The sequence below is a fragment of the Klebsiella sp. C283 genome (assembly GCF_048822555.1).
Classification (GTDB): Bacteria; Pseudomonadota; Gammaproteobacteria; order Enterobacterales; family Enterobacteriaceae; genus Klebsiella; species Klebsiella quasipneumoniae.
Window position 1 is genome coordinate 135927 of the sequence record NZ_JBMEZS010000002.1, and the last position, 11610, is coordinate 147536.

The window sequence follows — 11610 nt, forward strand, 5'->3', positions numbered from 1 at the left end:
TCATATATATTGTTGCAGGAGAGATATATAAATATAGCCATTTTTATAGATGAGTTAACGTCTGACTTTTCGCATAAAAGTTAAACTTTATCTATAAATACAATGCGTTATTTGTGGTTTCTTTCTACGCCCTCCATCTCACCGAGACATCTAAAAGTGATTTATAAAAAGATTGCCACCGAACTGAAGGCCCGTATCAACAGCGACGACTACGCCGTCGGGGATATGCTGCCCAGCGAAAAAGCGCTGGCTGCGGAGCTGCAGGTCTCAGTGATGACGCTGCGCAAAGCGCTGGCGCTACTGGAGGAGGAAAAGCTGATCGCCCGACGGCACGGCAGCGGAACCTGCATTGTGCGTAAGAGTAACTATCATGGCGGCGAGCTGGAGGGGTTTAACTACCAGATGCAGGTGGTGGGGGTCACCAACTACCGTAATAAGGTCATTGAGTTCACGTTGCTTGACGCCCCGCCGGCCATTGCCCAGCAGTTAAAGATCCAGCCGGGAGAGAAAGTCTACTACGTCAGGCGGCTGCGCCTGATTGATGAGGTCCCGATCCTGGTGGAGAACAGCTACATTCCGTACGCCGCTTTTCCGTGGCTCAGCGTGGGTAACCTTGAGCAGTCTAAGTTCAACTATTTCAAAAAAGAGTGCCATATCACCATTATCGAGAGCCACCGCAGCTATACGCCGGTGCTGGCGACCCGCGAGCAGGCGGAGCTGCTGCAGGTGGCGCCTAACAGCCTCCTGCTACGGGTACAGTCTGTCAGCTACGCCCAGAACCGGGCGATCGTTGATTTCTCAGAGATCTACCAGAACACCAGTAAATACAATGTGAAGCACATTACCCGCCGCTAGGCCGATCCCCCCAGCAGCCCCCGGAGGACAAGCTCCAGCCCCAGCGCCAGCAGGAACAACAGAAAGCCCTGACGAAAGCGCTGCGGGCTGAGACGCGAGCGGATCCGCTGTCCCAGCCACATGCCGAGCAGCGCGGGCAACAGCGCCAGCGCCGACAGCAGCAGCGAATCTGCGCGCCAGCCAGCGTGCAGGGAGAGGCCGGCCGCCATCGCCAGAGTGGAGAGGGTGAACGACAGTCCCAGGGCCTGGACCAGCTCGTCGCGACGAAAGCCCAGCGCCTGCAGCCAGGGCACCGCCGGAATAACGAATACCCCGGTCGCCCCGGTGATCACTCCGGTCAGTCCGCCCATCAGCGGCGACAGGCGCTTTTCCACGCGGGCTGAAACCTGCACCGCCGGACCACGGAGCGCGTATCCGGCATAAGCTATCAGCACGGCGCCCAGCGCCAGCGCCGACCACCGCGGGTTCAGGTGGATGAGCAGTGACGACCCCGCCAGCGTGCCGATAATCATCCCGGTCATCATTAACCAGAGGCGACGCACAATCTGCGCCAGCGCGGGGCCTGCCAGCAGCTGCCAGAGATTGGTTAACAGCGAGGGGAGCACCAGCAGGGCCGCCGCGGCCGGTGGCGGCATCAGCAGTCCAAGCAGGCCCATCGCCACGGTGGGCAGTCCCATGCCGGTCACCCCTTTGACCAGCCCGGCGGCGATAAAGATCAGCAGTAAACAGAGAGTGTGAAGATCAAACATCATGGCTCACTTATCGGTTCAGAGGAGGCCATTGAAACAACTGGTCGCCGGGTGGACAATGCGGTATGTTGCCCGCAGGCTACGGTAAAACCGAAGGGAAAGGAGGGCGTTATGCGACTGGATCTCGCCGATCTGCGACTGTTTATCGCCATCGTGGATAGCGGCAGCATTACCGGCGGGGCGGCGGCGGCCCATCTGGCGCTGGCCTCCGCCAGCGAAAGGCTGCGCAAAATGGAGGCGGAGGTCGGTGTGCCGCTGCTGCACCGTCATGCCCGGGGGGTGACAACGACCGAGGCCGGGGAGGTGCTGGCGCGCCATGCTCGTCCGTTGTTAGAGCAGCAGCGGCGTCTGCGCCAGGCGATGCACGCCTTCGCCCGCGGTCAGCAGGGCACGCTGCGCCTGTTTGCCAATACCTCGGCGATGTCGGCTTTTCTGCCGGGCAAGCTCGCCACGTGGATGGCCGCGCATCCCGGGATACAGATCGACACCGAAGAGCGCACCAGCGCGGATATTGTCAGCAGCATTCTGGCTGGCGTGGCGCAGGTCGGGGTGGTGTCCGATGCGGTCGACCCCGGGCCGTTGCGCCTGGAGCCCGTCGCGGAGGATCCCCTGGTGCTGATCGTGCCGCCGGCCCATGCCTTGAGTGACGCCGCCGAGGTGGCTTTCGCAACGATCATCCATGAGCCGCTGGTCGCGCTCTATCAGACCAGTGCGCTACAGCAGCATATCGAAGAGCAGGCCGCCGGAGTCGGCCAGGCGCTGAACGTCCGCATCAGGATGAGCCATTTTGAAGGGCTTTGCGAGATGGTGGCTCACGGCGCCGGCGCGGCGATCCTGCCGCGCGTTATTGCCGAACGCTACCTGCCACGCTACCGGTTCGCCGTTATCACATTGCAGGATCGCTGGGCGCTGCGTCGGCTGTGCCTGTGCTATCAGGATGACGAACGCCTGTCGCCAGCGATACGCCGCTTGCTGGAGTGGCTCCGCCAGCCCTGAGCCGGGATAAACATGGCTATCATATAGTGACAGTGTCACTTTATATGGCGGTTATTGCTACTGACATCCGTGCCAGAGATGCGATAGTAGACGTCCGCCATTTATTAACACGCGAATCAGGACAGACAAGATGAGTACATTACCAAAAGTTGCGGTGCTGGGACTCGGCGCCATGGGACACGCTTTTGCCAGCAATCTGCTGAAGAAGGGCTTTACCGTCGCGGGCTGGAACCGTTCGCCAGCGCGCGGCGAGGATTTACAGGCGCAGGGATTATCCCTGCACGCCACGCCGCAGCAGGCGGTGGCCGATGCCGAGGTGATCATCAGTATGCTCGCCGATGGTCAGGCTACCCTGCAGGTACTGGCGCAAATAGCGCCTGCCTGTCAGCCGCAGGCGATCTATTGCCAGATGGGCACCATCGGCCTGGCGGAGACCCAGGAGGCTATCGCTTTGTTGCGGGAGCGTCAGCCGGCGATGACCTTCGTCGATGCCCCGGTTTCAGGGACCAAAGCCCCGGCGGAGAAGGCGCAGATCCTGGTGCTCGCCAGCGGAGATCGTGAAAAGTGTGGCGCGGCGGAACAGGTATTTGCCGCTATCTCACGTGGGACGCAGTGGTTTGGCGAGGCGGGCAACAGCCAGAAAATGAAGCTGGTCCTCAATGCCTGGCTGATTGCGATGATGCAGGGCATCGCGGAAAGCGCACAGCTGGCGAAGACGCTGGGCTTTACCCCCGACCAGCTGTGGAGCGCCCTGGAGGGCGGCCCGCTGGCGGCGCCCTATGTCAAAGTCAAACTGGACGCCATCGCCAATGAGCAATTCGCGCCGCAGATGCAGCTGGCGCATGCGCTGAAAGATGCCCGGCTGGCCTTGTCCCTGTCCGAGCCGCACACCATGCCGGGACTGGATAACATCGCCGAACTGTGGCAGCAGGCGGCGGATGCGGGATTTGCCGGGCAGGATCTGTCCTCGATATATCAGTGGCTGTCGACGTCGGCGAAAGCATAGTGTAGCGCCCTCAGGAAAAAGTGGCCTCGGCGGCCACTTATCCAGAGGGGAGTTATTTTCCGGAGAGCGCCGGGGGAGTGTCGATCCCTTCGTCAATGCGCTTGATCATATAGGGAAAGAACGGATTGGAAGACTGGCGCATCAGCGAGTCCAGACCCACAACCAGCACAGAACGCTCGCCGCGAGCTGCAAACGTGCCAAGGCTGATCCCGTATTGATTCAGCGGATGGGGATAGCGCCCGTACAGCGAATCGCTCAAGGGGAAGGGGAGCGCGACATGAGAAAGAGAGTAGACGTCCGGTAAATAGTGCATTCCCTGCAGCTTTTCCACCGTGGTGTCTGTTTTCCCGGCGCGGGTGGTGCGAATTTCCATCTCTGTACTGGCGGAATTGGCGTTAGTGATGATCGTGGTTTGATAAGCCCGCGGCGCCGCGGGCAGCAACCGCGCCAGCGCGGTGTAAGACGTCCGGCGTAATAATGAATTAAACCTGACCGCATGATTTAAATCGAAGAGGACAATTTCACTGCCATTATCCGGCAAGCGGTTATACAGCGCCGTCACGATCGCCCGCGTACTGACCGTTGAATCCACAACGGACTGAAAGGTCAATACCGGCGGTAAGCTGTTAAGCCTATGATTTCTCGAATCCGTCACTATCTGCTTTTGCAGCGCTTTGGTCAGCAGAAACGACTGACGGGCGGCATTCGTCGGGAAGGAGTTATATTTGAACGGATTAAACTCAGGCATGATGTTTAACCATGCGGCTTTCGAGAAGGCGGGAAGAAACGCGGGCCAGCCCGCGAGGCCGGAAAAGCGCGCGAAGCGGGTAATACCGATCATCGGAGAAATCAGGATCACCCGCTGGGGTTTTGCCAGTCCGGCATTATCCAGCGCGTCCAGCGAATACTTCATTGCCAGCGCGCCGCCGTTGGAAAATCCGACGATATGCAGGGGCGCATCATGACCCGTCAGTCGTTTCGCTTCTCTCACCGCCAGGCGCGTGGCGGCCAGCCAGTCCTGCCAGTCCACGTCGGTCAGCCCGGCGGTTACCGTCCCGTGGCCCGGTAACCTGATACCGATCGCGACATAACCCTGTTGCCGGTAATTTTCGGCGATATGCCGCAGACTGTAGGGTGTATCCGTCAGACCATGCAGCAACACCACAGCGCCTTTCGGTTTGCCATCCGGCATCATAATGTATGACCGATTCCAGTTGGTGGGAAACGAGTCCGGATAGATGGGGCTGTGACTGTAGTAACGATTCAGTTCGGTTTGCTGTTCAGCGTCCAGCTTATCGGAAACCTGGCGTTTTACCTCACCGAAGAGCGCATTCTCTTTGTTGAGGTAATCGTTCCAGTCAGCATCGTCGATTTCATCCGCGCCCATTTCATGCGGAACCCAGGTATGCCAGAGCTGCAGTTCGGGCCCGCGCTGAATGTCATAAACGCGTAGTCCCAGAGCGCCAACAATCAACAGCAGCATGGACAACACGATACGTTTTAACCAGGTTACCCATTTCAACGCGTGGCTTCCTTTCTTAATGACCTGTTTTCTGAGTATAAATAATCATAGTCAGGGAAGGTTTACTTTTTACGTAAGCGTGAAGATGAAAACAAACTCTGTGAGTTCGTAGCATGATTTGCATGTTCCATGCAGCAGACATGGTATTCAAAGCGCGACGAAGATTTGTATTAATGGTAAAGGATGCTTCCTCCCATGGCTGCATACAATATCGGCCCCCTTGAGCGCGACTGATACCCAGTATTCAAGGCCGTAGCGGGAGCGAGCAGAACTTACGCTGAATCGCTCTTGCTGGGGAGGTTTCCGGGATTTTCGGTGTTATTAAACGCGTGAGCTTGCTCAATTATCCACTTACGAAAATTGGCAATTTTCGGCAGGCTTTCACACCCTGGCCTGTAGACCAGATAATAAGACAGCGGGCTTGTCAGAGAAACGTCCGGACATAAGCGAAGAAGGCGCCCGCTTTTGATGTCATCATCAACCATTATGCTCCTCGCCAGCGCGATGCCGTGACCATCAATAGCTGCCTGAAGTACCGCGGCGGAGTTATTTATTCGCAGGCCGGGTTTACGGGCTATCGACTGGACGTTAAAGCGCCGTAACCAGCGATCCCAGGTGATAAAATCCTGGTGTTGCTCCATCGACAGATCGTGAATAAGCGTCTGCTCAGTGACCCCCGTCAGACAGTTAATCGCTGGATTCACTGACATAAGAGCGGGGGCGCATACTGGGAAAACCTCCTCAGACATTAAGCGTTCTGCCTCTAATCCTTCCCATTGCCCCAGACCATAGCGAATACCTACGTCTATACCCTGTGCGGTAAAATCCATTAACTTCAGGCTGGTTTCCAGGCGCACGTCAATATCAGGCCATTTATGCTGGAAATCTTCAATACGTGGTAATAACCACTTAGCCGCAAAGGCAGGGCTGACGGTTACGTTCAGAATACCGTTTGTCGCGCCCTCCCGCAGGAGCGTCATCCCCAGGTTCAGGCTTTGAAAACCCATGCGTATATCGGGGAGCGCACGCAGCGCAGGCTCTGTTAAAACGAGGGCGGCACGACGATTATTGCTACGATGAAATAGCGGAAAACCGACCACTTCTTCAAGTGAACGCACCAGCTGTCCGACGGCTGCCGGGGTGACATTTAACTCCTCGGCTGCAAGAGAAAAGCTCTGGTGGCGCGCGCTGGCTTCAAAGGCACGTAGTGCATTGAGATGAACGGGTGTTTTCATACCTGATAGAAAACCTTCTTACAAAACCAAGATTATCTCATTTGTTCATGAGGGTATTGCTTAACATAATGCAGAAACGGTGAGGGTTACAAAATAAATTATTGTACCCCCCAACACTTAGTGGCGACTTTATGCGCAAAGCTTTTCTTTGCAATGGGCAAGCGAGTGTCACCGTAACGAAGTATGGCCTGAGGCTATCTTTATGACTTCCGCGAATAAATGAATTAAGGAGTTTTCAATGGCTTATTTGCAGATCAACCTGGATATCAGCGAAAAGAACAGAGCAGCAGCTGCAGCGGTATATCAAAAATACAAAGCACCATTCCTCTCAACGATCGACGGCGCTGTTTCAAAAGAACTGTTGGTACGTGCCGAAGATGTGCAAGTTCTGCATGGTTTCCACACGGTTAAACAGGCTGAAGCGTATCTCGGATCTCAGTTATTTACCGCGGATGTGGTTGAGGCACTCAAACCCTATTTGAACCGCGCGCCTGACGTGCGTATCTACGACCTTGCCTGATAACGCATTATAAAACGGAGGTAGCAGTGATGGTTCACTGGACTGAAATGCGCAAAGAACTACGGGCAGCGATCGGAGAATTCGCAGGTTTGCAACCCGATGTGATGCAAGGCATCGATAAGATGCAAAATGCGGCTGTCGCAACAGGCCACCTGGACGCGAAAACTCATGAGCTGATCGCGCTTGCCGTGGCGGTCACGACCCGGTGTGATGGATGTCTGTCCGTCCATGCTGAAGCTGCTGCAAAACAGGGGGCAACGCGCGAAGAGATCGCTGAGGCGCTTGGTGTGGCAATCACACTAAACACGGGCGCCGCGCTGGTCTATTCCAGCCGAGCACTTGACGCCTTCGATAACCTGCCTAAGTAAAAATAGTCGCGGCTTCCGTGTGGGGCCGCCTTACACATATCCTGGAAAATGCATGTTAATAAACCACGATTTCACCCAGCGCGTTACCGTTTCCTGTGATGATTACCACTGGGTTCACTCCCCTCAGACAGGGATTGATCGGGTTATGTTGGATCGTATCGGTGGTGAGCAGGCCCGCGCCACCAGCGTGGTTCGTTATTTGCCTCTTACAGTATTCCCGCAACATCAACATCCCGGTGGAGAAGAGATCCTGGTTCTGCAGGGTCAATTCTCAGAAGGTAACCGCGATTATCCCACCGGCTGGTATTTGCGTAACCCACCGGGTTCTTCCCATCAACCTCACAGCAAAAACGGCACGCTGTTGTTCGTTAAGCTTGGCCAGATGACAACCCAGGAAACTGTTCCGTTACGTATCGATACCCGTGCGCCTGAAAATTGGCTTGCGGACGGCGGAATGTCTGTTTGTCCGTTATTTGAGAGTGCACAAGAAAGTGTTTGTCTGCTGGGTATTCATGCTGGTGCGCTACTGGTGGACCCTGCACTGAAGGGAGGGGCAGAGTTGCTCATCGTGGAAGGGAGCATGATAGAAGGCAACCGCATTCATGCGAAGGGGAGCTGGATACGCATCCCGTCCGGGCAGGCAATGGCGTTTACTGCCGGGATCGACAACACCCTGGTGTATCTCAAAAAAGGCCATCTCGACGTTGAGCAGGTAACAGTACCATGATGAATGCTGAGGTCATCATTGTGGGAGGGGGGCTCAGCGGGTTATACGCGGCCAGATTGCTGGAGAAAGCGGATATTGACTACGCACTTCTCGAAGGTCGTGAGCGTATGGGGGGGCGTATCTTACAGGCGAATGCCGCTGAGGCAGATTTAGGCGCGACCTGGTTCTGGCCAACGATACAACCTGCATTGAAGCAGTTATTCAGAGAACTGAACATTGAGTCATTCAGTCACCAGGAGAGGGGGGACATGCTTTTTGAGCGTCCCAAAGATGCCCCTTCTCGCCATCCTGGATTTGTCTCTTCGCCTGCAGCCGCCCGTGTAAGTGGTGGGATGTCACGACTGCCCAATGTATTACTGGCGGAGTTAAAGCCTGGGCGCATTCAGACCGGACTGCAGGTTAAACACATCGAACAGCAAAATGGCAACCTGAACGTTTGCGGAACTTATGCCGATGGACGCCCGTTTAGCCGGCAGGCGCAACATGTACTGTTGGCATTGCCCCCTATGCTGGCTGCAGGGATCAATTTTTTCCCCGCGCTACCCACGACGTTATTGCACGCATGGCGTAACACCGGAACCTGGATGGCGCCCCATGCAAAGTATGTCGCTGTGTATCCCGATAATTTCTGGAAAAGGAAGGGACTATCCGGGGAGGTAAGAAGCAACATTGGGCCTATGGTTGAAATTCACGATGTTTCAGAACCTGACAGGATGTTTGCGTTATTCGGGTTTATTGGCGTGCCTTTTCACGAGCGTCATAAGATAGGTGACGCGGTCCTGAGAGATTTATGCAGAAACCAGTTGATAAGACTGTTTGGCGAGGAAGCCGCCTATCCCCATGCTGAATTTCTTAAAGACTGGGCGGCAGATCCCTTTACCTCCACCTCGCGCGATCTAACCCTACCCGCAGGTCATTCTGTACCACCCGCCAGCGCAAATCACGGTCCGTGGCGTAACTGTCTTACCGGTATCGCGAGCGAATGGTCCACCGTCTTTCCTGGCTATCTGGCAGGGGCGATTGATGCCGCTGCGGCAGGCGTACAACACATAATCGAGAAATAAAAGATGAAGCAAACTTATAAAGCAATGCAGGTTTCTCGTCCTGGTCAACTGGAATACGTGGAAAAAGAACTCCCGGATCCCGGCCCAGGCGAAGTGCTGATAAAAGTGGAAGCCTGTGGAATTTGCGGAGCGGATTCTGGCGTCGTTGAAGGTCTGGAAAAGCGTGTTGAGTATCCTCGCGTACCGGGTCATGAAGTGGTCGGTACGATCTGCAAAACATCGGGGCCGCTCCCTGCCTGGCTCAAACCTGGTCAACGTGTCGGCGTTGGGCGACTAGGTGGTCATTGCAACGCTTGCGAGCAATGCCGTCTTGGTCACTTTAATCTCTGTCAAAATCAACCGGTTACTGGCAGCACAAGAGACGGGGGGTATGCAGAATACATGCTGGCGCGTGAGACGGGACTGGTCGCTATACCGGATGACTTGTCCTCCGTCGACGCCGCACCATTACTTTGTGCGGGAGTAGCGACCTTTAATGCCTTAAAAAAATCTCAAGCGCAGGCTGGCGATACGGTTGTTGTTCAGGGGATCGGGGGGTTAGGACATTTAGCTTTGCAATATGCACGCAAAATGGGTTTTCGCGTTATCGCCGTTGGCAGGGGCGATGATATTGCACGAGAAGTCATTGCGCTCGGAGCCCATCACTACGTCGATACCAACATCGAAGAGGCTGTTGAAGCCATTAAGGCGTTGGGCGGCGCCAAAATTATTTTGTCGACCATCACTGACAGCCACGCCGTTTCCACTCTGCTACCCGCGCTGCTTCCCCAGGGAAGGCTGATGGTCGTTGGTGTGGGTAAAGCGCCACTGAGCTTTGCCCCGGGTCTCATGGTCGGGCGGGAGTTACAGATAAACGGCGCCATGACCGGGACGGCAATTGAATTAGAAAAAACGCTTCATTTCAGCCTGCTGGCAGCTGTGCGCGCGCAGATTGAAACGCGTTCTCTGGCACAAGCACAAGAGGCGTATGAAAAAATGCGTAGCGGAAAGGCGTCTTTTCGCATGGTTCTCACCATGGGACATCGTTGAATACCTACCTGTGTTGACCGATCTATCCTCCATAAACGTTAATGTCGACGCCGCAGTCATTGCGTCACTGAAAAGTCTCTTCGGTGAAGCCAAAACAGTTGAGACCGTGGCTGCTTACAAGGTGGTTTCGCGTTTTCTGGTGGCGCTGGATATCTAGCGTCACCATCCTCTCTCTGTCCACTATCTATCGGGACCGTCGTTTATGCTGGCCGGTATCCTGGTGATTATCCCTACACCTACTGGCGCTGTGACGTCTTCCCGGGCCTTGAGATCTGCAGCGGGTCTGAAAGCATAACCGTACGAATGCTATCCGGGCCTGCTGCCTGGATGGCTTTGTTAAAAGAAAAACTATATTAGCCAGGAAGTTTATCTGCTTGGTATGACCTCGGTTTCCATTTCATACTGCTTCATAGTGAGATTATCAAACGCCACAGGCATGACGGTTGAAAAGAACGATGACCATTCCATTGACGATCAAACAAATTGAAATGCTGGTAAAAATAAGTGAAGGGAAGGGGCTGTCAGAAGCGGCGCGCTTGCTTAATTTATCGCCCTCCGCCGTGAGTAAGGGGCTGGCGGTAATGGAAGAAAACCTGGGCGTTCCGCTGATCCAAAGAACAACCCGTTCATTTCAGTTGACTGAAGCCGGGGAGTACTTCGTTTCCAGAGCTTCGGAATTGCTCAAAGAGTTCGACGATATCATTAACACGACCTGTGGCTATTTCAACCATCCGCACGGGGCCTTGAAGGTCACCAGTTCTGTGGCGTTTGGCTACGCACATTTGATTGATATTTTCGAAGAATATCGTAAGAAAAATCATAATGTCGAACTTATACTGGAACTTGACGATCACCTGACGAACCTGAACGAAAACAATGTTGATATCGCATTGAGGGTTACCGCCACGCCCCCGCAGAACTATGCCGCCAGAAAACTTTCAAAAATCAGCTGGCTATACTGCGCTTCCCCTGATTATCTTGCACGGATGGGCTCGCCGACTAAACGCGCCGAGCTTGCAAGCCATGAGTGCCTGATCTATCCAGGGTTAACGCCGCCCTTGCGCTATAACGATATCGTATCCCCGCATCCGCAGTGCGCGATAAAACCCCGAACGCCGGTTCAAGCCAACAGCAGCCTGTTGCTCTTGAAGGCGGCTCTTTCAGGGCAGGGTATTGCCTGGCTTCCCTCTTATCTCATCAGCCAGCACATCGATGCAGGGGAACTTGTTCCTTTAAAGCTTGATGGTAAATACGCTTACCCGACGCATAGCCTCTATGCACTCTATTTCCCCAGCAAGTTTCGTAATCCAAAAGTAAGATCCTTTATTGATTTTTTGGTGGAAGAAAACCAGCCATGGAATCACTGGGAAAAAGCGATAGATAATTTGCTCTAATAGGTAAAAATCAACGTGCGTCAGATCACAATAATTAGCCGTGGCGAAATTATAAGTATAAGAAAAAGCTATTGCATCGATCACACTTTAAGATAAAAGGAACTATATTTTGTGGTGCGTGTCATATTGTGCTGAAATAAATTTG

General features: G+C 54.6%; 12 protein-coding genes. 9 read left to right on the plus strand and 3 right to left on the minus strand.

All coding sequences use genetic code 11. The annotated features are described in order from the left end of the window. Window positions 1-156 precede the first annotated feature (156 nt). Window positions 157-855, plus strand: coding sequence for a GntR family transcriptional regulator (locus tag ACOI7Z_RS03695; protein WP_004205898.1), 699 nt, complete (start codon window positions 157-159; stop codon window positions 853-855). Here the strand turns inward: ACOI7Z_RS03695 and ACOI7Z_RS03700 are convergent. Then, complete coding sequence (locus ACOI7Z_RS03700) at window positions 852-1604, minus strand: sulfite exporter TauE/SafE family protein (protein WP_087849124.1); 753 nt, start codon at window positions 1602-1604, stop codon at window positions 852-854. The two genes, ACOI7Z_RS03695 and ACOI7Z_RS03700, sit on opposite strands and share 4 nt — an antisense overlap. 111 nt (window positions 1605-1715) lie before the next feature. On the opposite strand from ACOI7Z_RS03700, the gene ACOI7Z_RS03705 reads away from it, so the two are divergent. Then, entirely contained in the window at window positions 1716-2600 is an 885-nt protein-coding gene (locus ACOI7Z_RS03705; protein ID WP_087849121.1) for a LysR substrate-binding domain-containing protein, read from the plus strand. Window positions 2601-2730: 130 nt separating this feature from the next. Further along, a complete protein-coding gene (locus tag ACOI7Z_RS03710; RefSeq protein WP_023289681.1) occupies window positions 2731-3606 on the plus strand; it encodes an NAD(P)-dependent oxidoreductase in 876 nt (291 codons plus the stop codon). 52 nt (window positions 3607-3658) lie between these two features. On the opposite strand, the gene ACOI7Z_RS03715 is transcribed toward ACOI7Z_RS03710, so the two are convergent. Together ACOI7Z_RS03715 and gcvA are read right to left on the minus strand one after the other, a co-directional pair. Further along, window positions 3659-5089, minus strand: coding sequence for an alpha/beta hydrolase (locus ACOI7Z_RS03715; RefSeq protein WP_240513443.1), 1431 nt, complete (start codon window positions 5087-5089; stop codon window positions 3659-3661). A gap of 311 nt (window positions 5090-5400) precedes the next feature. Beyond that, window positions 5401-6363, minus strand: coding sequence for a transcriptional regulator GcvA (gene gcvA, locus ACOI7Z_RS03720; RefSeq protein ID WP_087849123.1), 963 nt, complete (start codon window positions 6361-6363; stop codon window positions 5401-5403). A 238-nt stretch (window positions 6364-6601) separates the two neighbouring features. Here gcvA and ACOI7Z_RS03725 point away from each other — a divergent pair, with 238 nt between their 5' ends. The 6 genes from ACOI7Z_RS03725 (at window position 6602) to ACOI7Z_RS03750 (ending at window position 11465) form a co-directional block, all read left to right on the plus strand. Beyond that, window positions 6602-6883: a hypothetical protein gene (locus tag ACOI7Z_RS03725; protein ID WP_032452841.1), complete on the plus strand. Its 282-nt coding sequence runs from the start codon at window positions 6602-6604 to the stop codon at window positions 6881-6883. A gap of 29 nt (window positions 6884-6912) precedes the next feature. Next, window positions 6913-7251, plus strand: coding sequence for a carboxymuconolactone decarboxylase family protein (locus ACOI7Z_RS03730; RefSeq protein ID WP_101990377.1), 339 nt, complete (start codon window positions 6913-6915; stop codon window positions 7249-7251). A gap of 52 nt (window positions 7252-7303) precedes the next feature. Continuing rightward, window positions 7304-7978 (plus strand): cupin domain-containing protein, encoded by a 675-nt coding sequence (locus ACOI7Z_RS03735; protein ID WP_087849372.1) that lies wholly within the window; start codon window positions 7304-7306, stop codon window positions 7976-7978. Next, window positions 7975-9042, plus strand: a complete 1068-nt coding sequence (locus ACOI7Z_RS03740; RefSeq protein WP_065806195.1) for a flavin monoamine oxidase family protein — start codon at window positions 7975-7977, stop codon at window positions 9040-9042. Before ACOI7Z_RS03735 ends, ACOI7Z_RS03740 begins: the two co-directional genes overlap by 4 nt. A gap of 3 nt (window positions 9043-9045) precedes the next feature. Then, window positions 9046-10071, plus strand: coding sequence for an alcohol dehydrogenase catalytic domain-containing protein (locus ACOI7Z_RS03745; protein ID WP_044523066.1), 1026 nt, complete (start codon window positions 9046-9048; stop codon window positions 10069-10071). Between the two features lie 455 nt (window positions 10072-10526). Continuing rightward, complete coding sequence (locus ACOI7Z_RS03750; protein ID WP_032452846.1) at window positions 10527-11465, plus strand: LysR family transcriptional regulator; 939 nt, start codon at window positions 10527-10529, stop codon at window positions 11463-11465. The last annotated feature ends 145 nt before the right edge of the window (window positions 11466-11610 follow it).